Origin of the sequence: Shewanella sp. Actino-trap-3, from assembly GCF_002836275.1 — a bacterium.
Taxonomy (GTDB): domain Bacteria; phylum Pseudomonadota; class Gammaproteobacteria; order Enterobacterales; family Shewanellaceae; genus Shewanella; species Shewanella psychromarinicola.
On sequence record NZ_PJCE01000001.1, the window covers coordinates 3,170,769 to 3,197,015 of the forward strand.

Below are 26,247 nucleotides of genomic sequence, written 5' to 3' on the forward strand. Positions count from 1 at the left end.
CGGGATAGTCACATAGCAAGTAAGGATACTTGGAATTAGAATAAAGTGCGTTAGGCACTCTTTTACGAGGTGGCAGTTATACTGCCACCTTTTTTTATGCCCAAAATAACCTCAATATTGACTTGATTTAAAATACTTACTTTTAATTAGCCCCATTCGCTATATAATCGTTTATTAAGTCAATACTTAGGCACTGCTGTATTTGATGAACGTATGCCCGCTTTGTAATCATGGTGCTCATTTTTTTGTTCAGGACAAAAAAAGAGCTTTCTACAGCTGCGAACGGTGTGGTTTAGTCTTTGCTAACCCAAAATCACATCTAATGCCTGATCTTGAACGTCAGCGTTACGGTCGTGCACAAACGTCATCGAAACAGAAACCATTATCGCAATTTATTCTGCCACTGCTTGAGCAAATATCTCAGAAACAGACAGGTGCATTAACGGGCCTGAATTTTGGCCGCTTACTTGATGAACAAAGTAAGCAATCCATCGCAGACGCCGGTCATCTTGTTAATCAGTACGACCCGTTTTTTGCTGCTGATCAGTCGGTACTGAAACAGCGCTATGATTTTGTATGCTGTTATCGAGTATTTGAGCACTTTCGTCACCCTCATCGAGAATGGATGTTGCTTAGTCAATTAATTAAACCCGGTGGCTGGTTAGCAATAAGTACGCCTTTATTGACCGATAAAGACCACTTTGCTAAATGGCATTACAAAAACAATCCAACTCATGTAAGCTTTTATCAGCACTCGACATTCGAATATTTAGCATTAAATAGTGATTTTGAGCTATTATTTGCATCGAAAGCTCTAGTTTTGATGCAAAAATCATCAAAATCTGATATAAAGCGCATCCTTATTTAGTGTCTTGCAGAAATTGCTCTGCAAGAACGTGTTTAGAAAACCTAACGAGAACATTATGGCTCGCAGCAAAAAAACTCGCAAAGTCGGCGAAAACAGCGCTAAGTTTGCCCCAAGAGAGAAAAAAGTCGATCGCAATGTGGTGGATGGTAAAAAATCTGAAACAGGCCGTAAATCAGGCAGCCGTCATAATGAAACTTTACTTAAACAAGCATCAGATAGCGCAACAGTTAAGAGTAAAGATGCACGCCATGGCAGTAAAAAGCCGGTAGCATTAACATTACCGACATCAATTACCAAGCCGTTAGTGGTTAAGCCTAAACAGCCTAAACTGAACGATGAGCAACAGTTATTGAAACTTGAAGAAGACCCAAGACTAAATCAATTGCTTGACCAACTTGAAGAAGGTCGCGATTTATCTGACACGGATCAAAAGTGGTTGAACAATCAATTAGACAAGATTGAGCAACTGATGTTAAGTTTAGGCCTTACTGAAGGTGATGATACGCCAACGGCCAGCCCTAAAAAGCAACTGAGCGACGATGAATTATTAAATCGTTTTGAATCAGGTGCTGATCTGCTCAAAGATTATCAACACAAAGATTAATCTGCTTGATGACAGTAATACCAAGCTATTTCTTGGTTTGATATAAAAAAACTGGCGCATCTTGCGCCAGTTTTGTATTCAGAAAAGGATAAATTGTGTCAACAACCGCCATCGTTATTGCTTTGCTCATTATTGTTGCCCTTGCAGCCTACGCAACACACTTACTGTTAACGCTTAAACGTCAAACACAAGCTAATCAGCAGGCATCATCAGAGCGTAAGGCCAAAGCTGACGAGCGTAGACAACAAATACTTACTGATATTCGCTACATAGCAGCGGCGATGTTAGAAGATCGCTGTGAACTGTCTGAAGGCGTTGTGCGCATAGGCAAATTATTTGATGTCTTATCACTGTCAGAACAAGTTGCGCCTGACTTCCCTAACCTATTTATCCATTATGACCTCATTAGAAACCATCCCATCATGGAAGCGCGTCAAGCCTTACCTAAACAACAACGAATGAAGTTTGATTTTGAGCGGATGAAATCAGAAGCAGAATTAGAACAAGGCATCCTAGAAGAAGCCAAATCCATTGCTAAGTTTGATAAACCGACCACTCACTAGCACTTTTCAACCGATTAGATCACCTCAACCCGGGATGATAAACCGTTATTGCAGCGCTATTGACCCTCTAACGGCGTCGCACTCACCATCGCCCAAGCTATTGACGTGTACATTTGCCTTGTTAGCAAAGCAAACAGCAAGTTTGAAGTAAAATACAGAACATATTCAGACACTTATCGATTCATCCTATCTACTATCCTCGGTTGAGCTTAAGCGTCGAATTAGCACGATGATAGGTTATGCTGAGATCACATAAGCTAACGGGGCACATCACAAGGTATAACAAACCTATATTAGATGTGTTTATTGTCCGATTAATATCAACCCCTTAGATAATGCACAGTAACAACAAGAAGCTTAATAAAGCTCAATAATTGGGATCACATTATGTTTAGTTCACTTTGCTCTGGGTTACTCAAAATACTTGGTTGGAAATTAGATGGTCAACTTGATAAAACCAAACCCTGCGTCATCATTGTTGGCCCGCATACCAGTAATTGGGATTTCATTATTGGCATTATCGCCCGCAGCGCCTTAGGAACTAAAATACACTTTTTGGGTAAGCATCAGCTCTTTATTCCGCCTTGGGGATGGTTATTTCGCGCCATGGGTGGTAGCCCCGTTGATAGACGTAAATATAATAGCTTAGTCGATGGCGTGGTACTGTTATTCCAACAAGATCCACTTTATAAACTGGCCTTAGCACCAGAAGGTACACGCAGCCCAGTAACCCGTTGGAAAAGTGGCTTTTACCATATTGCAGCCAAAGCGGATGTTGATATTGTGCCAATCGGATTAGATTTCGGCCGCAAAGCGATTGTGATCGCCAAGCCCTTAAGACCGACAGGAGATATTGAACGAGAAATAAATCAGTTAATGGATTTCTATCGTTCAATCAAAGGATGTCATCCCAAAAAGATCCCCAATTATCAACAAAGCAGTGACGTTAAAAAATAACTACAATTCAATATAATCATCTGTGAGTGCTAAGAATAAAGAAAAATAACACGCTGCGGTGCGCTACAAGACACTTTCTAAACTCTCAGAAGCTAACACGTAGCTGCCACCTAAACGGGTAATATGTGTTGGTGTATGGATCCGCACTAAAGATAGCACCAACCGCGTCGACGCTTGTGATATAAACACAGGAGAACTACCCCAAAATGTTACCCCGGCTAAATCAAACCGACTTTGAGTACTATTAATTCCACCCAAAAAATGAGCATCTGTGGCGCTAATAGTACTGCGCGTTATCATCATTTTGTTTAACGGTACACCTATGCGGCTAGACTTAATTGTCACAATCGAGTCGCTGATAGTGAGCTCGTTTACATCAGCATTATCTACAAACACCAACTTACAGTCATCAATCATTAGCTGGTCATAGTGCCCCGAAAAATATTGTTGGCTATCTTGATAGCATTTGCCAATGCGCTTACTTTGATTTTCAGAGCCTTGTTCGCGAGCTAAAGGCGTCGACGCAAGGCTGGTTAGCAGCATCTGATTAAAAATGCGTTGATGAGACTTCATCGGGACATGTCCGGCACCGTCAATAACCCGTAGTTGTGCCCTAGGTAATATATGCAGTAGTGCTTGAGCGGTTCGCAATGGTGCAACCTGATCATCCGCTCCCCAAATGAGCTGCGTAGCGGGCATCTGTTGGTAATTAAGCACAGAGAAGTTTTGTTCCATTAATGCTAATGCCGCATTGGTATTCGTTTGCTCGCCAATGGTCATATTACGAATAGACTCGTTGCGACTCAGCAACTGAGTGGGATCAAACCCTGTCCCTGTTTTCTCTAGTATTTTGTCAGCAAAATTATCAACCCGCGCCAATAGTCGGCGAAAACCTTGTGGTAATTCGCTATTGGCCATGTTCCTCTTAGAAATTTGCTTTAGATAGGCTGTACGGTCCAAAATACCAGCAGCATCGACCAACACAAGTTGTTCAACGTTGCCAGGATATTGGCTAGCATAGTATAAACTGATCGCCGCCCCCATCGAGTGGCCCACTAAATGCACCTGAGCATCTGGATGGCGGTAACGGCTTACAACCCAATCGATAACCTTGGCATATTCTTTTGGCGAGTAAGTAAATACAGCACCTTTTGATAAGCCAAAACCGGGTAAATCAATAGCAACAACATGGTACTGCTTTGCCAATGCAGGAATAACCGTTAACCAGTCTTTAGAGGCTAAATCGCCTAAACCATGAATAAGCACAACCGTGTCACTATGCTCAAGCCCAGCTTGCAGCACAAACAGCGGCGCTTGGTGGCTGGGTACTATCACGCGTTCAAATTGATAGCCCGCAGGGTAATCGGCTAATTCTGCCGCGGTTAACGGTTCAACCATCAATGGTTTTTGGTTACCGATTGCACCAACTTGCTTACTGATGTCATTAAACCAACTGGCTGGCACGGGTATCGCCCACAAGAACGACACCATTAATAGCAAGAGTAATAAAGGTGATTTAACCACCGCAGAAGTCCGCTTTCTGGCAGCTTATCACTCTTGTTCGGTGCATTGCTTTATGCTGCGAATATCGGTTCCTGTCGGAATTTGAAACGCGCGCAAACCAAACTCTGGTAACACGGCAAAAATGTGGTCAAAAATATCCGCTTGAATGGCTTCATAATAGGTCCAACGAATATCATTGGTAAAAATATACAACTCTATCGGCAGGCCTTCAGTCGTTGGGGCTAGCTGCCTAACCATCAATGTCATGTCTTTATGTACTTTTTCATGACGATGTAAATACTCTTGTAAGTACGCTCTGAATGTTCCGATATTGGTTAAATGACGGCCGTTCACCTTCATCTCGATATCACTCACATTGGCATTAGCGACACTAATTTCACTAAAGATTTGTGGCAAGTATTCTTTTAAGTAATTCACCTTGCCCAAGCGTAAACGCTCTTCATCCGTTAAAAATTGAATACTATTAACATCAATATTGATTGAACGCTTAATCCGTCGACCGCCAGACTCAGACATGCCGCGCCAGTTCTTAAATGCATCAGAGACCAATGCATAGGCTGGGATCATGGTGATAGTATTGTCCCAATTGCGTACTTTGACTGTCGTCAATGTCACGTCTTCAACTGCGCCATCTGCAGCGTATTTATCCATTTGGATCCAATCGCCTTTACTCACCATGCGATTAGCGGCAAGTTGAATCCCAGCAACAAAGCCTAAAATGGTGTCACGAAATACCAGCATAACAAGACCGGTTGCAACCCCTAAACCACTAAAGAAATAAACAGGCGACCGGTCGGCTAGCACCGCAAACACAACAATTAACCCAATGAAAAACAAGAATAACTTAGTCAGTTGAACAAAACTTTTTACCGGTAAACGGCGATTAACATGATTAACATCGGCAATTTCATCGATGGCATTTAATCCGCCATACACAGCTCGAATAATAAAAAACACTAACAAAGCGCTAAGTAAACGGTCAATAAACGCACTGATCAACTCGAGTTCAGTTAACACTATGGGGATCAATAAATCGAGGATTAAAATGGGCACCAAAATAGCGAGACGCTCAAACACCTTAAAACGCATGAAAATATCGTCCCAAGTCACCGAGGAACGACGGATCACAGCATTCACACCGTGAACCACAAATCGGTGAGTAATGAAATAACTTAAACCTGCCACAATCAAACAGGCAAAAATCAATATCAAGGTGGCGACGCCATCCGATGGTTGGCTACTAATACCTAACTGGGTTAACCAAGCCGCGATTTCAACTCGAACATCTATATTCACAAACAAATCCTTAGCAATCTTTTATCTTTACTCAATCAACAGACTTAAATTAGCCCGCATAAAAACAATGAAGCTCTCGTAGGCTTATCACTATACTCATTATGCCCTGTGTTGATGTAGAACGTTAATGAAACATCAACACTATCAGCCAAGATACCGAATATAAATGCAAGCCACTCTTTTCACTATTATTTTAAATTTTTGACTTATCTGAGTATCCCCATACAAGATTAGAAAAAATGATCTTTTTCCCCATGGAAAACAAAAGACAATAAAAAAGGACCTTGCAGTCCTTTTATCCAATTTATCATCAATATAGCATGCTAATAATATGTTACTTAGCCCAACTAAAAGCTCGGTAACATACCTTGTGGTAACAGCCTGTTGAAGCTCGCGCGACACAACAAGTTAACCGAATTGTCGATATCGGGTGAAAAATAACGGTCTTTATCATAAAACGTCACGATTTCACGCAGTTCAGCTTTGGCCATTGCGACGGCCGCGCTCGGTTGCAACGGCGCTCTGAAGTCTAAGCCTTGTGCGGCAGCTAACAGCTCAATCGCCAACACGCCACGGGTATTTTCGCTCATGTAACGTAAGCGCCGTGCAGCAAACGTGGCCATCGACACATGATCTTCTTGGTTAGCCGAAGTGGGCAAACTGTCTACCGATGCCGGGTGAGCGTAGGTTTTGTTTTCAGAAGCTAACGCCGCTGCGGTTACTTGAGCAATCATAAAACCTGAGTTGACACCACCGTTATCCACTAAAAATGGCGGTAACTTAGACAGGCTAGAATCAATCAATAACGCCATTCGGCGCTCCGAAATTGACCCCATTTCAGCAATCGCAATCGCAAGATTATCAGCCGCCATCGCCACGGGTTCAGCATGGAAATTACCACCCGAAAGAATATCGCCCGTATCTTGGAATACCAAGGGGTTGTCGGTAACCCCGTTGGCTTCAGCACCCAACACTTCTGCCGCTTGGCGGATTTGGGTTAAACACGCGCCTAACACCTGCGGCTGACAGCGCAGTGAGTAAGGATCTTGCACTTTTTCGCAATTGCTGTGACTTAGGCTAATTTCCGATTCGTTAGTGAGCAAATGACGGAAAATGGCTGCCGAATCAATTTGACCTTTTTGCCCCCGGGCAGCATGAATACGCACATCAAACGGACTACGACTGCCCATCGCGGCTTCAACGCTCATAGCGCCAATCACCGAGCTGGCGGCAAATAAATCTTCGGCATTAAACAAGCCTTCAAGTGCAAGTGCGGTCGATGCTTGGGTACCGTTGAGTAACGCTAAGCCTTCTTTCGCCGCCAATTCCAATGGCTCAAGCCCAGCGATTTTAAGGCCTTGTGCTGCTGAAATAATCTGCCCTTGATAACTCATTTCGCCTTCGCCTAATAACGGCAAACACATATGCGCTAATGGCGCTAAATCACCCGAGGCACCGACTGAACCTTTTTCTGGTACACACGGATACACACCGGCATTCACTAGCTGAATGAGAAACTCAATCACCTCTAAACGAATACCCGAAAAGCCGCGGCTTAATGAGTTAATTTTTAACACCATCATTAAGCGCACAGTGGCATCTTGCATGTATTTACCAATACCCGCGGCATGGGATAATACAATAGAGCGTTGCAGTAATTGCAGATCTTCTGGGACAATTTTAGTATTAGCCAATAAACCAAAGCCAGTATTGATACCGTAAACAGTGCGGCCTTCGCGCAACACTTGTTGGACGATTTCGGCACTTTGATTAATGTCTTTAATGGCTTCTTTCGCAAGGGTCAGCTTGACACTCTTACGACTGATATCGCGGGTTTGTGCCAAGGTTAACGTCCCTGGTGTAAGTTCAAATGAATAAGTCGACATGGGTTACGCTCCTAACATCGGCAGGTCTAAGCCTTGCTCTTTGGCACAATTTTTTGCAATCTCATAGCCAGCGTCTGCATGACGCATTACCCCAGTAGCGGGGTCGTTCCACAATACTCGGCCTAATCTCACGGCAGCCTCATCAGTGCCATCGGCCACGATCACCACCCCAGAATGTTGACTAAAGCCCATGCCAACGCCGCCACCATGATGCAGTGATACCCAAGTAGCACCACTGGCCGTATTGAGTAAAGCGTTCATTAATGGCCAATCTGACACCGCATCTGAACCATCTAACATGGCTTCAGTTTCACGATTTGGACTGGCAACTGAGCCAGAATCTAAATGATCACGACCAATCACAATGGGTGCCGCTAACTCACCGTTTTTGACCATTTCATTAAAGGCTAACGCCAAACGAGCGCGATCTTTTAAGCCGACCCAGCAAATACGAGCAGGCAAACCTTGAAACGCAATACGCTCACGCGCCATATCTAACCAATTATGTAACTGCGGATTATCAGGGATCAGCTGTTTGACTTTGGCATCTGTTTTGTAGATATCTTCAGGATCGCCCGACAAGGCGACCCAACGGAATGGGCCTATGCCTTCACAAAATAACGGCCGCACATAGGCTGGCACAAACCCAGGGAAATCAAACGCATTCGCCACGCCTTCTTCAAAGGCCATTTGACGAATATTATTGCCATAATCCGTGGTTGCCGACCCTGCCGCTTGCAATGCCAACATGGCTCTAACTTGAACCGCCATTGACTGTTTAGCGGCTTTCACCACTGCAGCTTCGTCGGTTTTACGCATTTTAGCTGCGTATTCTAAGGTCCAGCCTTGAGGTAAATAGCCGTTTAAGGGATCGTGAGCCGAGGTTTGGTCGGTGACCACATCGGGGGTAATACCCCGAGTCACTAACTCAGTAAACACATCTGCGGCATTGCCGAGTAAGCCTACCGAAACAGGCTTGCCGCTTTGATTGGCTTCATCAATCATCGCTAAGGCTTGGTTTAATGAAGTGGCTTTTTTGTCGACATAACCGGTGCGTAAGCGAAAGTCGATACGCGTTTCATCCACTTCACAGGTTAAGACTGAATAACCCGCCATGGTGCCTGCCAATGGTTGTGCGCCGCCCATGCCACCTAAGCCACCGGTTAAAATCCACTTACCGGCTGATGAACCATTAAAGTGCTGTTTAGCCATAGCCACAAAGGTTTCGTAAGTGCCTTGAACAATGCCTTGCGAACCAATATAAATCCACGAACCCGCCGTCATTTGGCCGTACATCGCCAAGCCTTTTTTATCCAGTTCGTTAAAATGCTCCCAATTAGCCCAATGTGGTACTAGGTTTGAGTTAGCAATAATCACTCGCGGCGCATTAGTGTGGGTGGTAAACACCCCAACGGGTTTACCCGATTGCACCAACAAGGTTTCATCATCTTCAAGACGCTTTAGCACCTCAATAATTTTGTCATAACTTTGCCAATCGCGCGCGGCGCGACCAATACCACCGTACACCACTAAGTCTTCTGGGCGCTCGGCAACATCTGGGTGGAGGTTATTCATTAACATCCGCATTGCCGCTTCGGTTAACCAGCTTTTACACTGTAATTGAGTACCGTGCGGCGCAATTATGCGCCGGCTTGGGTCATGTCGTTTATCCATATTATCCTCTTCAACCGACTATCTTAGGTTTGGTTTTTTTATTAGTCTTGTTGGTTTATGTCTTATTGTTATGACTGTCAGCTAAGGTTTAAAGTGATACTTATTCGTATCATCTCTTAACCAAAGCTGAGGTTAATTTAAACTTACTGCCCGGATGCACTAAGCGTGCAAAACTGACCACACCTTGGCGTGACCAGGTACGACGTAAAATTTGTAAACAAGGTTCAGTCGCCGCAATAGCCAAACGTTGCTGTAACAGCTCGTTAGCCATAATGGCTTCAACGGTATGCCGAGCTTCTGTCAGTGGCGCCACGGCCGATAAATATTCATGGGGAGTATGTATAATAAAGTCTTGTTGCAGGTAATCAGGCACAAGCTGTGGGTTAACAAAGCGCTCTTCAACTTGCAGTGGCAAGCCTTGTTCGCAATGCACTAACACCGAGTAAAATACTGGACTGCCAACCTCTAGCCCTAGGGCATTAGCCACAGCGGTCGTAGCATCGATTTGTTTCAATTCGAGCTGTTTGACACTGTATCCATGACCGCGGTCTTTTATCTCGTCGGCAATATTACGAATAGTCAGTAATGACGATTGCGATTTAAATCCTGCCACAAAAGTGCCTATGCCTTGGGTGCGCTCTAACACACCTGACTCCACCAGCTCAGTCAAGGCACGTCTTGCGGTCATGCGGCTGCAAAAAAATATCTCGGCCAATTGGTTTTCAGACGGCACGCGATCGTTCTCTTGCCATTCGCCTGTCTCAATACGCGACAAAATAAATTGTTTTATTTGGGCAAACTTTGCTTGGGCCATGTCAGCAGATCTCGGTTTTGTAGACAATTATGTCATTGCTGTTTAAAAACACATCAGTCATCCTACCTTGTATATACAAGTTAAAACAAGTATTGTTTAGCGATTGGTTAATAACTCATTTTCAGAGGTTTTTATGTCGTGGGATCAGGTGTGGATTGATGTCAATATTGCAACCATGGACCCGAGTGTTCAACGGGCTTACGGGGCGATAACTCAAGCAGCTATCGCAGTAAAAGATAGCAAAATAGCCTGGGTTGGTCCGCGCAGTGAGCTACCTGAATTTGATGTACTGGCAACGCCGGTTTACCGAGGTAAAGGAGGCTGGATAACGCCCGGGCTTATCGATGCACACACTCACTTAGTGTTTGCCGGAAATCGCGCCGATGAGTTTGAACAACGTTTACAAGGCGCAACTTATCAAGATATCGCCCGTGCTGGCGGCGGTATTATCTCGACCGTTAACGCATGTCGCGATGCAGACGATGTCGAACTGTTTGAACTGGGTCGACAACGCTTAAACGCCTTAGCCAGAGAAGGGGTCACCACGGTTGAAATTAAATCCGGCTACGGCTTAAACACCGAAACCGAGCTTAAGTTACTCCGCGTAGCACGAGAACTCGGCGAACATCACCACATTGATGTTTGCACCACGTTTTTAGGCGCTCATGCCATTCCACCTGAATATAAAGACCGTGCCAACGAGTATGTCGACTTAGTGATTAATGACATGCTCCCCGCGGTGATTGCCGAAAACCTTGCTGATGCTGTGGATGTATTTTGTGAAAACATCGCCTTTGACCTTGAGCAAACGGAGCGGATATTAATCGCAGCCAAACAAGCAGGATTACAGTTTAAACTGCATGCCGAGCAATTATCCAATATGGGCGGCAGTGCGTTAGCCGCTAAACTAGGGGCTAAGTCGGTTGATCATATTGAGTTTTTAGACGAAGCGGGTGTTAAAGCCATTAGCGAAAGCGGTACCTGCGCAACCTTGTTACCTGGGGCATTTTACTTTTTACGCGAAACCCAATTACCGCCAATTGATTTATTGCGTCAATACAAGGTGCCAATGGTGATTGCCAGCGATTTTAATCCTGGGTCATCGCCTATTTGCTCAACTTTATTAATGCTTAATATGGCCTGCACGCTATTCAAACTTACCCCTGAAGAAGCCTTACAAGGCGTAACCATTAATGCCGCTAAAGCCTTAGGCCTCGAAGCAAAAGTCGGTCACCTTGCCATAGGTATGCAAGCTGATTTTTGTTTATGGGACATTACCACCCCAGCACAACTAGCTTATGCTTATGGAGTTACCCCTTGTAAAACCGTAGTGAAAAAGGGTCAAGTGGTTGCCTTACCCAATTAAGTCATAGTACTCAATTTGTATCATTAAACTCACCCGCCACTAAAGCCAAAACACTTTGTTATTTTATCGTCACGAGTGCTAATACGTTATCACTCGTGACCTTGTTATTGGCGTCATCTCGAAATACGGAACGAATATTATTAGTAAACGTGACAATAAAACCGTGATTTTAAGGTCAGTTTCATTTAGGCTGACTATATTAATGAACAATCGTTCAACTTGTTAACGTCAGTATCACTGACAACAACAGTGAGATGAATACTCGATAAATTCTTTTTAACCAACATCACATTGCCAGAGGTTTTATGAAAATCCGTATTTTATTATCGCTTGCGACTGCTTTTTTTATGCTTAATACCAGTAGCGCGTTTGCTAAAGATCCAGCAAATACTACGGTGCAACCCTCATTAGTTAAGCCTAAAGTGATTATTTTTGATGTTAATGAAACCTTGTTAGATCTTGAAAATATGCGCGCCTCTGTGGGTAAAGCACTTAATGGCCGTGAAGATTTACTGCCATTATGGTTCTCAACCATGCTGCACAATTCTTTGGTTGTTTCAGCGACAGGTGATTACCAAACGTTTGGCAGTATTGGCGTTGCGTCACTGCAAATGGTCGCCGAAATCAACGGCATTGCCATCACACCAGAACAAGCTAAAACCGCCATTCTAACGCCACTTCGCTCATTACCCGCTCACCCAGATGTAGCCGAAGGTTTAGCTAAATTGAAGGCCCAAGGCTACAAACTAGTGACCTTAACTAACTCATCATTAGAAGGCGTAACCTTACAGCTTAAAAACGCTCATTTAAGCCAGTATTTTGATGCCAACTTAAGCATAGAATCTGTTGGGGTATTTAAGCCGTATTTAAAAACTTACCAATGGGCCATTAAAGATTTAGGCGTTAATGCAGATGAAGCGTTAATGGTTGCTGCACACGGCTGGGATATTGCCGGTGCAGATAAAGCCGGCTTACAAACCGCCTTTATTCGTCGCCAAGGTAAAGTGTTGTTCCCGCTAGCCGCACAACCAGACTACAAGGTACTGGATGTTATTGAACTCGCCAGCATATTGGCTAAATTTAACTAAATATTTCGGTCTAAATATAAGTCTCAGTCTAAATAAAAGTCGAAAAAAACATCGCCCAGCATTTTGCTGGGCGATTGATAAAACCAGCATCTATCTCCAACAGCATTAACGCTGCGCATCAAAATCAGCTTAAATCCTATTCTTGCTTAGTGACAGCTCTTGCCATTAACTATTATTTAACATTTAATAAGTGCTGAATAAATGGTCGCATGAAAAGGGATAATAAGATGAAAAAAGGGTATTTAGCGCTATCGGTTGCATTAGGTTTTGCAGGGTTAAGCGCCAGCAGCATGGCACAGACAACCTTGGTGCATCACGTTAATGGCTACACACTGGTTAATGGAAAATTACAGACCTTTAATGCGATTCAATTTACCGATGATAAAATTGATCGACTATTTACCTTAAACCAAACCTTACCGACAGCGACAGATATCACCTCAATTGATGGCCAAGGTAAAACCTTACTCCCAGGCTTAATCGATGCCCACGGTCATGTGCTGGGTTACGGATTGAGTTTATTAACCGCCGATTTAACCAATACCAGTAGCGAGCAAGATGCCGTTGCACGCGCACAAGCATTCAACAGCAAAAATCCAACCGATGGCTGGTTAATGGGCCGCGGCTGGAACCAAGAATTATGGGATAGTAAGCAGTTTCCGAATAAAGAAAGCCTAGATAAGGCCTTTAGCGCTAATCCAGTGTCATTTGGCAGAGTCGATGGTCATGCTATTTGGGTTAACAGCAAGGCGTTAGCACTCGCGGGCATTTCGTCAACCACAGTGGCACCAGAAGGCGGTGAAATTGTTAAAGACGAGCAAGGTAATCCTACTGGTGTGCTTATCGATAATGCGATGAGCTTAGTGTTTAACGTCATCCCTGAGCTTAACCCGCAACAACTTGAATCGACTTTAATCCTAGCGATGGACAGTTTGGCGTCATATGGACTCACCAGCGTTCACGACGCTGGGATCAGCATTAACAACATCAACGCCTATCAGCAATTAGCCGCAAAAAAGGCCATGAGCTTGCGCGTCAATGGCATGTTGTCGGTAGAAGACCCCCGCTTTGATAGCATATTTAAACAAGGTTTTATCACCACGGCTGACGACATGTTTAAAGTCGATAGCGTAAAAATATCTGCCGATGGCGCGCTTGGCAGCCGCGGCGCTGCGTTAATCAAAGAATACTCAGATCAGCCAGGCCATAACGGTCTACTGCTTTATTCAGACGAGCAATTAGGTAAACTTATTTTACAGTCGATGAAAGCCGGATTTCAGGTCAACACCCACGCCATTGGCGACAACGCCAACCAAGTGGTACTCGATAAATACCAAACCGCCATTGCAGCAACAGACTCAAAAGCACTGCGTCACCGCATTGAACACGCACAAGTTCTCGATTTAGCCGATATACCGCGTTTTTCTAAACTTGGGGTAATTGCCTCTATTCAAGCAACTCATGCCACCAGCGATAAGAACATGGCTGAAAACCGCTTAGGCAAAGCTCGCCTAGCCGGAGCTTATGCGTGGCGCAAACTGTTAAACGCCAACGCCGTCATCGCCAATGGTTCCGACTTCCCCATCGAATCTCCCAATCCATTTTTCGGTTTGCATGCCTCCGTCACCCGCCAAGATCATATAAACAAACCACTGGGCGGCTGGCTCGCCACTGAAAAACTCTCACGCATTGAAGCATTCAAAAGCTTCACCATCGACGCCGCCTACGCAGGCCATCAAGAGAAGCTCTTAGGCACATTAGAACCCGGCAAAAAAGCAGACTTTATTTTGGTCGAAGATGATTACTTTGCAATAAACCCACAAAAAATTTGGCAAAACAAAGTCATCGCCACCTGGGTTGATGGACGCAAAGTGTTTGCAAAAGAGTAAACAATGTTGAGCAAAGCTTATTGGTAAGCAAGATAAGTGGAATGGGTCTTGAACACCTTATTAGCCCGTGTGCCAAAGTGACACCTAGATTGATTTTTGAACAATTTAAGTTCACAATACTCATGTGACATTTTGGCACAACTGGAGGTTATATTATGACGACTTTACCTCGCATCACCGCTAGAGTTGATGTCGACACCCAAGATTTACTGGCTAAGGCAGCAGCGATCGCTGGCATGTCGAGCATTAACTCATTTGTTCTGAGTGCGGCAATCGAAAAAGCCAAACAAGTGATAGAACGTGAACAAACGCTAAAACTTAATCAAACAGATGCAATCTTGCTTATGGAAGCGCTAGACAGTCCTGCAACACCAAACTCAAAACTCAACGAGGCTGCTGAACGTTACGAAAGCAAAACCCAATCATGAATACGGTACTGCTTGATAAAGCTAAACACGATAGAAACCGATTTAACTGTGGTATTGAAGTGCTTAATAACTACCTGAAAGTCATGGCGAGTCAGCAAGCCAAGAAAGACAACAGCAGAACTTTCGTTTTAGAAGATGATAACGATAACTCGCATATCATCGGCTTTTATACATTAACAATGACGACGATTGACTTGAAGGCTTTGCCGAATAAGCTACACAACAAGTATCAGTCATCCACCTCTGGCGGCCTTATAGCCCGCTTAGCAATTGATGAGCGCTACAAAGGACAAGGCTTTGGTGAATGGTTGCTTATTGATGCACTACGAAAACTGTTAGCAGCGAGTGATAGCGTGGCATTCCCTGTGGTCATTGTTGACTCAAAAGATGGCGCAAAATACTTCTACGAACGCTATGGATTTCAGGCCTTTCAAGACGCAGAAAACAAACTGTTCATCACCATTGCAGATGTAAGAGCAAGCTTAAACTAGTTAACCACAAGCCTTTAGCAAACTCATCAGAGTCCAATTAACAGTTTGCTAAAATCTGGAGCTAAGTGGAACTCACAGTTTTCCCATTTAAATGCCTTTTAGCTTTCATTTGAAAGTAAAACAATTAAACCTGTTCATGTTTCCAATTCATTGATATTGTCGAAGAAAACATCTCCCGCTCAGGCCATCAAGAACAGATATTGAGTTCATTAGAACCAAGTAAAAAAGGCGACTTTATTCTAATCGAAGATGATTACTTTACAGTAGACCCACAACAGATCTGGCAAAATAAGTGGAATACGGTCTAACGCATTTTTGGGTAAAACGCTTTAGAGCTAATGCTTATTGTCATTAGGAAAACAGGTGATGATAGTCGTTAACGCCTTAATAACAGGCAAAATTTGGTTGGCTAAAATACGAGCGAAGCGAGATCGTCAATCGTATTTTATTATTGTTTATTAACTTGTTAGGTTCATTTATAGCTTAGAATCTCGATGTGACAAACTTTGTACTAAGCTGACCAATTTTTCTTTATCAATTGACTCTATGCTGTTAATACTAATTTCAGTATTTAATACAGATAAAAATTCAGAACCACAATGATGCAGAATAAAACTTAATAGCATTTCTTCTAATTCATGAGTAGCCGTGACATATCTGGGGGAAGAATATTTATCAGATTTGTCAGATTTGTCAGGTAAAATAAACAAGCAATCTTTATATGTTAGAGGCACAACAATAAATACCCCATTGCTTACATTTGAGAAAATATTGCATATATCCGGCAACAAGATCTTATTATTTGGAGATCTAATTAGAACCCATTGATTCTGATTTAGTGGTTGAGCAACTTTAGCATAAGCGTCATTGTTATTATAAAGACTCTCATAAATTTCCCTTTGATGGGACGGATCGTTAGCCTTATCTACTCCATAATGTTCGATAACTTTTGGACTTAAAGATTTGGTGTAACTTTTGATAAATGCTGGATTCCGAAATCTCTGGATAACGATAAAACCAATTAATGCTTTTTTCTGAGGATAATTCAAAGGTTCAACGTTAAGTACTTTTTGAATTGGTATTGATGCATCACCTTCAATTAAGCCAAAGTATGCTTCTAACCTGTCACTATATAAATTCTTAACAAACCCCCATTGACTAAAAGGAATATTTTTAGACGTTATTGTTGTACCAGTTATCGTATTTCTTCGTATATTTCCTTTTTTAGACCAATATTTACGTATAAAAGACTTGGGTATAAAGTGATTATCATTAACCTCTTTAATTATAAATTTTGTTTTCTTAGGTTTATTCTCTTTAACTAAAGCTGATCGTGTTTTTAGCTTCCATCGTTCATGATATTTTCGTAACCAAATATTTTCAGCAATTATTTTTCCTGTATTCAAAATTTTACTGTGGCCATCGACACCAAAGCACCTATGTTCTTCTTCAACATGGTTAATTTCATTAGGATCAATTTGCTCTGTATTAGCCTCAACTACTTTGCTAACGATATGAGTCCGTAATTTAGCATGCTCTAATATCACTTCTTCTTTGAGATCAATATGCAGTTCAGTCATTTCTGGAGAAGATATTCTTTGTACTTCTTCAAATATTAAAGTTACAACTTTTTCCCATATTATCGACAAGTTTTTAGCTTGGTCTGCTCTAATGTGTGGAAACAACTTTATTAATCGACTATAAACCACGAACTCTCCTAGAACCTAACGCCGCGTTAAACAGCGATGAAATTGAGCGACTTTTTGCGGTCTTTTTGCAAAAATTGCGCAATGTTTTAGCGTCCGATGTCAACGCCTTGTTATGCCATACACTACGCCAATGAAAGTAAGTCACGGCTAAAATTACCATATGATTTCCAGCCTAGTAGATCAACGATATCAAAAGCCATATTACGGTTTAAGTATTGAGAGTATTTTTGATCCACTTCAGTATCTAGGGCATTAAAGCACTTATTAACACCTTGTCGAAAGTTAGCCTCTTCCCAATGCAATGACTGGTTCCTCGCCTCCCATACAATGTTTTTAAGGCTTTGAGATCCGATAATTCGTCCACTGGGACAGTTTGCCAAACCACCATGAGCTAACGATATGCCTTGTTTTGCATGTTGTAAAAGAGATGCAGAAAGCGAGGCAATAGAAAAGGCGTGAGACGCCACTTTATTCGCTAACTCCTGTCGGTTCTGGTCTGTATGGTAAAGTTGCTTATCTTCTCCAAAGTAATTATTCCAATACATACCAACACCCATCATTACGTCATCTGGATCTTCGGCAAACTGTTGAATATCAACAGCTCTACTATAATTCTCTTCAACTACTGGCTGTAATTTTTCTATCTCTTCTTCAATCTTCTGAAGTTTGAGTTGCTCACTCCATATTGCGTCGATGAGACTGAGTGCAGCATGTTCGACCTCAGAAAGGTAATCAGGTATTCTCATGTTCTTGCTCCATAACGACAACTTCTACGAGGGCATAACGTTTTAGTATTTATGCGTTGCGCTGTTTGCATGGCACAAATCGCTTGTTGGACTTGGCCGATGCCGAGTCCAGGTTAATTGGTACGCTTTATGCTATAGGAATTTGCTTTTTTTGATGCTGGCTATGGGCTACAGAGCAGTTTGGGATCAATTGACATCGAGTAGTAGGTAAGTTTTTCATTGAAATTCCTTTTCATCGTATTTTTTTATCTTACATCTTTAAGCTTAACTGTTTCAATGAGGATTATATACTCAATTGGAACTTTTGTTGGCTCCGCGCAGCGGCTTAGTTCAACAGCTTATTGAACGGCTCACGAAATAAAGTTGGCCGCTTAAGTTATTGATTAATATCATCCTACATTTGCTATATCTTTGATGTAAAGCTATAAATTATTCGCAAAATCCAAAAGCAAACCGAGGTTGCATGGTGATTAATCTCGAGCGATCCCCATAAGTGATCGAGCACTACAACTTAAGTGTCATTAAGCCACAATACAAGCCACTCAGTTTCTTATGAGTTTAAGGCCAACAGAATGCGTGATCACACTTAAACCTACAGGATTCAATTACCTTGAGGACGTTGAAGAAAATAGCGTGAGCTGGCCAAGGACGGCCAGCTAGCTTTCGAGGGGAAGGGTCGTTCATTGGCATCCATGCCACCACGACATTCGTGAATCCATTCACATCAGATTCCCATCGGAAGCGTTAGCATTTTCGAATAAGGCCGAGGCAACCTACAAAAGAAGTCAAAAGCTGGATAAATCCCCATGGCGACCTTTTCGCTTTTTGAAAATGTTGCGGGGCGGCTGGGAGTTCCAAGAGGGAACAGCCGTTGGTTTCCTCTTGGTCTGGTGTGGGCGAAGCGCCACGACCTTAGTGGCCGCAGGCCATAAAAATAAGAATAAGAATATTGCTGAGATAGCAGCAAAAATAGACCATGTCATCACAACCTAAGTGGTGACATAGCCAGAAAAAATGCTGAATAAACGAATTAAGCTTGAGAAATCTGCTGGTAAAGCTTGTCTTTGAGTACTGTTCGGTCAAGCTTGGCTTGATGCATAAAGTCATCGCTTGTTGGAGAGTTTCGTAACTCCAGCTTACGAATTTCAGTATCTAATTTATGATACTGCTTCGCATCTTCTACAAACTCAGTATCACTCGCGGTTAACAATAAAATCTTATTTTGATACTCAGGAAAATCAACTAATAGCGCATGGCTTTCACCTAACATACCTCTCTCCTTTTCATGTCAATGTCTAGTTAAGTTAGACCATATTTAAACGTCATCGTCAAATTTACCCCCACATCTTTCAATAAAATGGACATAAAAACTGCAACAACGTAACCGTTATAACTGTTAGGATGTCGTCATATTCCTACTTGAATGCCGCGATTAACTTAATGAGTAATCAATGAAAAAATTTTTCCATGTCTTAATCATAAGCCTGCTAGCCACCGCTTGCTCCGACTCTACCACCGCGGACAATAACTCAAACGCTGCAAGCTCCCAAACAGATAGCTCAGCCACCAAGCTCAGTCTTAAGCAGCAAGTAAAATCGATCACTAAAGACTATTTCCTACTAAGGCCCGAAATTGCCACCTACTATGGCGTGAGTGATGCCAGTATCGATGCCAATGTCATGTCTAAACTCACCGACTACAGCCCTAGAGGTGAAACCAATCGCCGCCAAGGCCTTAAAGCAATACTAGGCCAGCTCAACGATATTGATGCAGCAAGCTTAAGTTCATCCGATAAAATTAGCTTAAACGCGATAATCTCGGAAGTAAAAGGTGCATTATTACCCGCTCAAATTGTTAATTATGGCAATGTCCTGGGCGAGTATGGGGTGTGGTTTCTACCCTATGCGGTTAACCACTTGTCGGGTTTGCAAATTGAGTTCCCCGGCTATATGGAAGACAAGTTTGCGGTGACCAATACGGCCGAAGCCAATGCCTATTTAACTCGTTTGAACATTTACCCTGCGGCCATGGGCACTCTGGTTGACAAACTCAACCACGACGTTGCCATGGGCGTCATTCCACCAGACTTTGTTATTGATAATACTCTACGCGGCTTAAGATCACAGATCAGTGGCCCAGCAAACATGCATCCTTTAGTCACCAGCTTTAACGCTAAACTTAACGCCGCCAAAATGGCAGATAGCGCTGCTTTGGTAAGCTCTGCCGCCGAATTAGTCGATACCAAATACTATGCCGCCACCCGTCAACTTATTATGGCATTAGAAGCCGTGCGCCCAAAAGCGACCCATGACGCCGGAATAGGTCGTTTACCCCAAGGCGCTAAACTGTATAAGGCACTTATTCAGCATTTAGGTAACTCAAACAGAACCGCCGATGATATTCATCAACTAGGGTTAACTGAAGTGGCGCGGATCAGCACCGAAATGGACGGATTACTTAAAGAAGTCGGTTATGTTGACGGCACCGTGGGTGAACGCATGCAAGTGCTACTCAACGACCCGCAGTACCTTTACCCCAATACGCCTGAAGGTAAACAACAGCTGATGGCAGATATTGATGCTGACCTGGCCTTAGTTAACGCAAAATTACCAGACTGGTTTGGCCTATTACCCAATCAAGATGTGGCTATTGCAGCCGTACCAGTCAGCCGCGCAGCCTCTACTAGCGGCGCGTTTTACGATGCACCCTCACAAGACGGTTCGCGCAAAGGCACCTTCTGGATCAGCTTGTATGACACCGCATCACTTCCCTCTTATTCATTGCAAACCTTGACCTACCACGAAACCAATCCAGGTCATCATTTACAAACCATAATTGGCTTATCTGATGAACTCCCCTTGATGAGCACAGTCTTTTACTCTAATGCCGCTGGTGAAGGTTGGGCCTTATACGCCGAGCGTTTAGCTGCCGAAATGGGCATTTACGCTAATGACCCTATCGATAACATTGGTCGCCTCCAATCTGAACTGCATCGTGCAGTTCGGTTAGTGGTTGATACTGGTATGCATGCCAAAGGTTGGAGCCGCGAGCAAGCCATTGATTATGCTATTGCTACCGAAGGCATTCATTTGTCTGAAGCCACTGGCGAGATTGAACGTTACGCCGTCTGGCCAGGCCAAGCACTAGGCTATAAGTTGGGAGAATTAAAGATTATCGAACTCCGCAAAAAAGCCAAACAAGTGTTAGGAGACAAGTTTGATATTAAAGTGTTCCACGATCGTCTACTTGAAAATGGCGCTTTGCCACTTGATTTAATGGAGCAAAAAATCAATCAGTGGTTAGCCAGCGAAACTGCTGCGTAATCAACCTCAGCTCGAAATAATAAGCCTCAGCTCAGAATAATATTGTTTGAGCAGGTTAGACAATAAAGCCACAGGACGAATACTCGTGCTGTGGCTTTATTGTCATTTATCTTTTTTCTAGTTTGGTTTAGCTTGGTTTAGCTTGGTTTTGACACGCTTAGTTTGAAATGCTTAATTTTGAAACGCTGCTAGTTGCTTAGTGTATTTATTTTGATAGAACGGATGGTCGGTACTCGCTAACGCTTGTTGTTCAGCTTCGATAGCCTCACTCATTTTACCTGTAGCAGCATAAACACTGGCTAACTCATGGTAGGCCGAATGCGCTTTAGGGTAGGCTTTCAGCGTATCTTGATAAACCCCGACCGCTTGCTCTGGCGCTGCGTTAACTAAGCTATTACCTAAGGCTAACAGTGAATCAATTGCTGGCACATCAAAGCCATAAACCTCATCAGATAAGCGTTTATAATAGGCTATAATTGCTTGAGACCCCTGTTGCGATATCTCTGAATCAGCAGCTAAAACAGTGTGAACATCATTAAATATCATCTCTATGCCCAACGCCGTCGCCAAGATAGGTTGAGTCATATAATAGCTGCCGTCAAAACGCTTTATTTGATAGTTCAATTTACTATTGGCATTGGTTTGAATCATATCTTCCAGCTTAGCAAACGAATCAAGCTGCCTTTGCTCAAAGTCGCTATCACTGGTGCTAACAAATAGAAATCTTGGTTTGCCTTGCATGTTTTTGAGCTTTTTAGGCGCATCATTTAGCACATAAGCAAAGTCTGTTGATAACACTGGGCTGGCAGCAATATAGGCATTAAATAAGCTAGGACGATTAATTAAGCTGAATAGCACTAAACCTGCATTACCAGTAAAGCCGTTAAAAATACGAAAGCCATTGGTGCGATAGCGTTTATCAATTGCGGGCAGTAAATCTTGCTCAAAAAAGTCCAGTAGTCCTTGATCGCCTTGTTGCTCAATGGCACGCTGTTTTAACTTCCCCAAGCCTTGGTGGCCGTCGGGCGCGGTAACAATAATGGTTTCTAACCACGGCCAGCCACCGTTATGGCTCATCCAGTCGTGCATGCCCGCTAAATACAAATGGCTACGTGGATGTAAGTCAAATAACACCACGTAACGCTTATCGGTTTGCTTGGTATAACTGTTTGGTAAGGTCACCAAAAAATCGGCTTGCTGGCTAAATAATGCGGACTTCACACTTAGTATTTCAGTAGTCTGCAGTGGCAATATTTCTGTGGAAGACACTACACCTATGTGAAAAAAACTTAATAATAACGTGCATATAGACAGGCTTTGAGCCCATAATCTCGACCATTTTAAATAACGTTTTATCCCTATTGTAAGCATGGTTTCTTCCTTGTGAAACGTGACAGTTAAGTAATCCCTGAAGCTACCAGACCACATCACTCAAGGCAATTTAGCATTACCTAAACCCAGCTCACATCTTGTACTAATAGTCAGCTAACAAGAATGTTATATCATCAATAGCACTAGCCTTAATCGCCAATAAAGCATAGGATCATCATTAAGTTAATTAATTGTTTTGGAGTAACAAATCTTATGAGTATTAGAGCTATCATCGTTGATACCGCCGGTACCACTACCGATCTTAACTTTATTCAGGATGTGTTATTTCCTTACTCAAGAAAGGGGATGGCTGATTTTCTTGAGCAAAACCAACATAACGTATTAGTTGATTATTGCATTAGCGATGTTAAAGATATCGCCCTAGAACCAGATGCATCACTCGAGCGAGTTATCGAGATTTTACAACAATGGATCGACGAAGACCGTAAAGTTACGCCACTGAAAACCCTGCAAGGACTCATCTGGAAACAGGGTTATAACCGCGTTGAGTTTACCGGTCATATTTATCCAGATTTTATTGACAGCATTGAACGGATTAAAGATAAAGGCATTCGTATATATAGCTTTTCATCTGCCTCAGCTGAAGCGCAAAAACTGCTTTTTAGCCATACTAACTCAGGTGATTTAACCCATTATTTCAATGGCCATTTTGATACCCGTACAGGTAATAAATTAGACAAACAAGCCTACTGCAATATTTGCAATACGATTAGCTTGAAGCCAAAACAGATCTTATTTGTATCTGATGTAGCAGAAGAACTCAAAGCCGCAGAAGCAGCAGGCATGACCACGTGCCAAATGATCCGTTTTGCCGACCAACGTCAAGCAAAGTGCAAAAAAATCAGTAGCTTTAGTGAATTATCCTTCGATTAATGCTTTTTCATTAGCGATAAAAAAACGACCTTTTTAGGTCGTTTTTTTTATTCACCTTGTCTGCTAAAGAGGAAAAGCAGGAGAAATGCATTTTTTTACTTCAAAATGATAGCCATACTCTGCCTTTATATCAGGTGTTATCTCGAGGATTTCGTAATCATTAAGCTCGACCACATGCGACTGAGGTAGCTTTTTACAACGCGATTTAACATTAGCTTCCAACTGAAACGCAAACAACGCAATCGCTTTACGTACACCGGTAAAGTACTGGCTACGTAAATGATTATAAGGCTGCTTGGCTATCTCATCTATTGCAGCTAATTCTTGTTCGTGAACTATCTCATCAGCCGTCATGACCATTGGAGATTTATCGGCTTCTTTCTCAACGGACGGGGCTTTCACTATGGTAAAGCCATCGTCATCGAATTCGGTTTCTGCTTCGACTAACGTCACCATTTGTGGATCGTCTAAGGCCTTTTCAAACTGACCATACAAATCCATCAGCATGGCTAAGTGGTATAACAATACCGCCGCTAGAATAACCCGCACCCAAAAGGTACAGCGATGAAAATGCAGATGGTTAATTAACCGAAAGTTTTTTACCCCCAATGGACGCAGCAAAAAAGAAACGGTGAACATTAATGGGAAAATCAACTGTAACATTAGCAACACAATGCAGCTCATTACCACGCTCCATGCGGGTAAATAGAGCAAAATGGCAAAGTTATGGGTGTAATTAAAATTGCTGGCGGCCACGCCCACCACATCATTGACGACTGAACTTGAGCTAGCCAAGGCAAAGTTGGCCACGATGGCGTAAAACAATAACAACACCGCTTTGCCCGCCAAACTGTGCCACATACGTTCAAACAAATGCCAGAATTCAATCGACATGGCTATCACACTGATCATTGCGACCCACACCACCGAATCGGTGGTAAACAATAATACTATCGCCACAAAATATAGCTTTTGCGGCAAACTCAGTTGATTTTGTAAAACGGCAATGCGTGCCGATAACACCGCTTCACATGACGATAGCCATGAACGTGACTGAGTTAAAAAAGCCAGCTTTTGCAAAGTTAAATCCTCATAAGTGTAATGACCTGTATGTCGGTATTATCAGCTTAAATTGACTCTTGTTGATCACCTGTATGGCTGATAGATTAACGCTGCTCATTTAAACAAGCGTTTAATTTATAATCCATAACAGAGAACCGCCATGAATGACTTTTTAGCACAACACTCTATTAGCACCGATATTCAAGTAGCATGGGGTGACATGGATGCACTGCAACACGTTAATAACTCGGTGTATTTTAAGTACTTTGAAACAGCTCGTCTCGATTTTTTTAATCAAATCAACCTACTTGGCGATCTTAAATCCACTGGTGTTGGCCCAGTACTTAGCGAAACCAATGCCCGCTTTAAGCGCCCAGTGACCTTTCCTGACTCAATCGTTGTCGGAGTCAAGATAAGTGATATCCATAAAGAGCGCTTTGTCATGCATTACACAGTGTTCAGCAAGGCACAACAAGCCGTTACTACCATCGGCTGGGCTAAAGTGGTTATGTTTAACTTTAAAACCGGCAAAAAATCTGAGTTAACCCCAGAATTACTTCAAGCCCTAAAACAACATGAATAGCGATATGAAGATCAATATGAACAACAGCACATACAACACCTGCCCGACCAACATCGTTTTGTGGTCGTCATTCAAGGTGTTGAAGTCATGCTTGAATATCACCTAGATGATAAAAATATCGATTTTTACCGTGCCTTGGTACCGCTAACATTACGCCGCCAAGGTATTGCCGAAAAATCAGTTCGCACTGGGCTGGCATGGGCTAAAACAGAAGGTCTTAACATCAGTACCCGCTGTAGTTATGTGGTCAATTTTTTGCGCTGACACCTTAAACTACACCGGTTAATGCTGCCAATTGCTGACGCACAGGTTCAGCAAGCGGCTCACTTTTTTCTGTTTGGTAATTGTAGTGCACCATGGTCGTAGTTGCTTCGGCAGTTTTTTTACCCTGCTGCCAGCAGCTTTGCAATACATCAAAGCTGCTATTACCTAAACGGCTAATGTGGGTTTTTATCGTCACTTCCTCGCCGTAATAAGTGGGCGCACTAAAAGCAATAGTAAAACCAGCAATGATCATGTTCCACTTAGTTAAATCTTGCCCTGGATGAACAATTTCAAAAATCGGCTCGCGCGCGGCTTCAAACCACACCGGGATCACTGTGTTGTTAATATGCCCTAATGCGTCTGTTTCACAAAAACGCGGTTTCAAAGTCATGCTACATTGGGTATCTGCCACAAAAATTCCTTTATTATTATTTTAATACGATGGCTATAAATTCATTGTTTTTTTCTTGATGCAAAAAGCGCCTTTGCCCCATTCTAACGACTCAACTTGTTGCAGGTCATCAAAAAAATAATCGTAACCGTAATAAACCTGGTAACGATTATCCTTAAACGGCTTAACGTCAAGCAGGCACTGCAGATTGATTAACCATTGATGCACGATTTACGCGCCGTGAAATCCCCAGCATTTCAGGATAATCATCGCGCCACCACATCGGGGCACAAATAGCCCCCAACGGTTAGCCATTTCGGCATAATTGTCGCGTGAGATCCTTAACTTTGCGGATCAAAGTCGTTTTGATACGTTACCTTACATAATAGTGCATAACCTTCATATAGGTCGCGTTTGAGTTTTTTCCAATCAATGCTATCGGTCGAATAAGACCTA

At 42.8% G+C, this 26,247-nt stretch carries 24 protein-coding genes; 13 read left to right on the forward strand and 11 right to left on the reverse strand.

Annotated features, from left to right (window positions below; genetic code table 11):
• The first annotated feature begins 205 nt into the window (after window positions 1-205).
• From CXF80_RS13560 to CXF80_RS13575, 4 genes are all read left to right on the forward strand, one after another.
• Window positions 206-868 carry a methyltransferase domain-containing protein gene (locus CXF80_RS13560; protein ID WP_101033359.1) on the forward strand — a complete coding sequence of 221 codons (663 nt, stop codon included), beginning with the start codon at window positions 206-208 and terminating at the stop codon, window positions 866-868.
• Window positions 869-923: 55 nt separating this feature from the next.
• The gene (gene yihI, locus CXF80_RS13565) at window positions 924-1,472 is read left to right on the forward strand and encodes a Der GTPase-activating protein YihI (protein ID WP_101033360.1); all 549 of its coding nucleotides are present in this window, start codon (window positions 924-926) and stop codon (window positions 1,470-1,472) included.
• Window positions 1,473-1,567: 95 nt separating this feature from the next.
• Window positions 1,568-2,035: a DUF2489 domain-containing protein gene (locus CXF80_RS13570; protein WP_101033361.1), complete on the forward strand. Its 468-nt coding sequence runs from the start codon at window positions 1,568-1,570 to the stop codon at window positions 2,033-2,035.
• A 387-nt stretch (window positions 2,036-2,422) separates the two neighbouring features.
• Window positions 2,423-2,992 (forward strand): lysophospholipid acyltransferase family protein, encoded by a 570-nt coding sequence (locus tag CXF80_RS13575; protein ID WP_101033362.1) that lies wholly within the window; start codon window positions 2,423-2,425, stop codon window positions 2,990-2,992.
• A 63-nt stretch (window positions 2,993-3,055) separates the two neighbouring features.
• On the opposite strand, the gene CXF80_RS13580 is transcribed toward CXF80_RS13575, so the two are convergent.
• From CXF80_RS13580 to hutC, 5 genes are all read right to left on the reverse strand, one after another.
• Entirely contained in the window at window positions 3,056-4,516 is a 1,461-nt protein-coding gene (locus tag CXF80_RS13580) for an alpha/beta fold hydrolase (RefSeq protein WP_101033363.1), read from the reverse strand.
• 27 nt (window positions 4,517-4,543) lie between these two features.
• The gene (locus CXF80_RS13585; protein WP_101033364.1) at window positions 4,544-5,812 is read right to left on the reverse strand and encodes a mechanosensitive ion channel family protein; all 1,269 of its coding nucleotides are present in this window, start codon (window positions 5,810-5,812) and stop codon (window positions 4,544-4,546) included.
• 347 nt (window positions 5,813-6,159) lie between these two features.
• Window positions 6,160-7,698, reverse strand: coding sequence for a histidine ammonia-lyase (gene hutH / locus CXF80_RS13590; RefSeq protein WP_101033365.1), 1,539 nt, complete (start codon window positions 7,696-7,698; stop codon window positions 6,160-6,162).
• A 3-nt stretch (window positions 7,699-7,701) separates the two neighbouring features.
• On the reverse strand, window positions 7,702-9,372 hold the full coding sequence (hutU, locus tag CXF80_RS13595; RefSeq protein ID WP_101033366.1) for a urocanate hydratase: 1,671 nt from the start codon (window positions 9,370-9,372) through the stop codon (window positions 7,702-7,704).
• Between the two features lie 109 nt (window positions 9,373-9,481).
• Window positions 9,482-10,186 carry a histidine utilization repressor gene (gene hutC, locus CXF80_RS13600; protein ID WP_101033367.1) on the reverse strand — a complete coding sequence of 235 codons (705 nt, stop codon included), beginning with the start codon at window positions 10,184-10,186 and terminating at the stop codon, window positions 9,482-9,484.
• A 133-nt stretch (window positions 10,187-10,319) separates the two neighbouring features.
• On the opposite strand from hutC, the gene hutI reads away from it, so the two are divergent.
• The 5 genes from hutI (at window position 10,320) to CXF80_RS13625 (ending at window position 15,448) form a co-directional block, all read left to right on the forward strand.
• Complete coding sequence (gene hutI / locus CXF80_RS13605) at window positions 10,320-11,552, forward strand: imidazolonepropionase (protein ID WP_101033368.1); 1,233 nt, start codon at window positions 10,320-10,322, stop codon at window positions 11,550-11,552.
• 311 nt (window positions 11,553-11,863) lie between these two features.
• Window positions 11,864-12,640: a haloacid dehalogenase type II gene (locus CXF80_RS13610; RefSeq protein WP_443019090.1), complete on the forward strand. Its 777-nt coding sequence runs from the start codon at window positions 11,864-11,866 to the stop codon at window positions 12,638-12,640.
• 227 nt (window positions 12,641-12,867) lie between these two features.
• Window positions 12,868-14,529 carry an amidohydrolase gene (locus CXF80_RS13615; protein WP_101033370.1) on the forward strand — a complete coding sequence of 554 codons (1,662 nt, stop codon included), beginning with the start codon at window positions 12,868-12,870 and terminating at the stop codon, window positions 14,527-14,529.
• 152 nt (window positions 14,530-14,681) lie between these two features.
• Window positions 14,682-14,957 carry a type II toxin-antitoxin system TacA family antitoxin gene (locus CXF80_RS13620; RefSeq protein WP_101033371.1) on the forward strand — a complete coding sequence of 92 codons (276 nt, stop codon included), beginning with the start codon at window positions 14,682-14,684 and terminating at the stop codon, window positions 14,955-14,957.
• On the forward strand, window positions 14,951-15,448 hold the full coding sequence (locus CXF80_RS13625) for a GNAT family N-acetyltransferase (RefSeq protein ID WP_101033372.1): 498 nt from the start codon (window positions 14,951-14,953) through the stop codon (window positions 15,446-15,448). Before CXF80_RS13620 ends, CXF80_RS13625 begins: the two co-directional genes overlap by 7 nt.
• Window positions 15,449-15,924: 476 nt before the next feature.
• On the opposite strand, the gene CXF80_RS13630 is transcribed toward CXF80_RS13625, so the two are convergent.
• The 3 genes from CXF80_RS13630 to CXF80_RS13640 form a co-directional block, all read right to left on the reverse strand.
• The gene (locus CXF80_RS13630; protein WP_198554765.1) at window positions 15,925-17,157 is read right to left on the reverse strand and encodes a DUF4238 domain-containing protein; all 1,233 of its coding nucleotides are present in this window, start codon (window positions 17,155-17,157) and stop codon (window positions 15,925-15,927) included.
• A 122-nt stretch (window positions 17,158-17,279) separates the two neighbouring features.
• Window positions 17,280-17,903, reverse strand: a complete 624-nt coding sequence (locus CXF80_RS13635; RefSeq protein ID WP_101033373.1) for a hypothetical protein — start codon at window positions 17,901-17,903, stop codon at window positions 17,280-17,282.
• A 1,030-nt stretch (window positions 17,904-18,933) separates the two neighbouring features.
• Complete coding sequence (locus tag CXF80_RS13640) at window positions 18,934-19,173, reverse strand: YdcH family protein (protein WP_101033374.1); 240 nt, start codon at window positions 19,171-19,173, stop codon at window positions 18,934-18,936.
• A gap of 181 nt (window positions 19,174-19,354) precedes the next feature.
• Here CXF80_RS13640 and CXF80_RS13645 point away from each other — a divergent pair, with 181 nt between their 5' ends.
• Window positions 19,355-21,226, forward strand: a complete 1,872-nt coding sequence (locus tag CXF80_RS13645; protein ID WP_101033375.1) for a DUF885 domain-containing protein — start codon at window positions 19,355-19,357, stop codon at window positions 21,224-21,226.
• Between the two features lie 171 nt (window positions 21,227-21,397).
• On the opposite strand, the gene CXF80_RS13650 is transcribed toward CXF80_RS13645, so the two are convergent.
• Window positions 21,398-22,495 (reverse strand): alpha/beta hydrolase-fold protein, encoded by a 1,098-nt coding sequence (locus CXF80_RS13650; protein ID WP_418895981.1) that lies wholly within the window; start codon window positions 22,493-22,495, stop codon window positions 21,398-21,400.
• A 315-nt stretch (window positions 22,496-22,810) separates the two neighbouring features.
• On the opposite strand from CXF80_RS13650, the gene mtnC reads away from it, so the two are divergent.
• Window positions 22,811-23,491 carry an acireductone synthase gene (gene mtnC, locus CXF80_RS13655; protein WP_101033377.1) on the forward strand — a complete coding sequence of 227 codons (681 nt, stop codon included), beginning with the start codon at window positions 22,811-22,813 and terminating at the stop codon, window positions 23,489-23,491.
• A gap of 63 nt (window positions 23,492-23,554) precedes the next feature.
• On the opposite strand, the gene CXF80_RS13660 is transcribed toward mtnC, so the two are convergent.
• Window positions 23,555-24,571 carry a hypothetical protein gene (locus tag CXF80_RS13660; protein WP_101033378.1) on the reverse strand — a complete coding sequence of 339 codons (1,017 nt, stop codon included), beginning with the start codon at window positions 24,569-24,571 and terminating at the stop codon, window positions 23,555-23,557.
• A gap of 142 nt (window positions 24,572-24,713) precedes the next feature.
• Between CXF80_RS13660 and CXF80_RS13665 the strand changes: the two genes are divergently transcribed.
• Complete coding sequence (locus tag CXF80_RS13665; RefSeq protein WP_101033379.1) at window positions 24,714-25,136, forward strand: acyl-CoA thioesterase; 423 nt, start codon at window positions 24,714-24,716, stop codon at window positions 25,134-25,136.
• 60 nt (window positions 25,137-25,196) lie between these two features.
• Window positions 25,197-25,400 carry an N-acetyltransferase gene (locus tag CXF80_RS13670; protein WP_332871107.1) on the forward strand — a complete coding sequence of 68 codons (204 nt, stop codon included), beginning with the start codon at window positions 25,197-25,199 and terminating at the stop codon, window positions 25,398-25,400.
• Window positions 25,401-25,404: 4 nt separating this feature from the next.
• Here CXF80_RS13670 and CXF80_RS13675 read toward each other — a convergent pair whose 3' ends face one another.
• Window positions 25,405-25,791 (reverse strand): acyl-CoA thioesterase, encoded by a 387-nt coding sequence (locus CXF80_RS13675; RefSeq protein WP_443019092.1) that lies wholly within the window; start codon window positions 25,789-25,791, stop codon window positions 25,405-25,407.
• Window positions 25,792-26,247 lie beyond the last annotated feature (456 nt).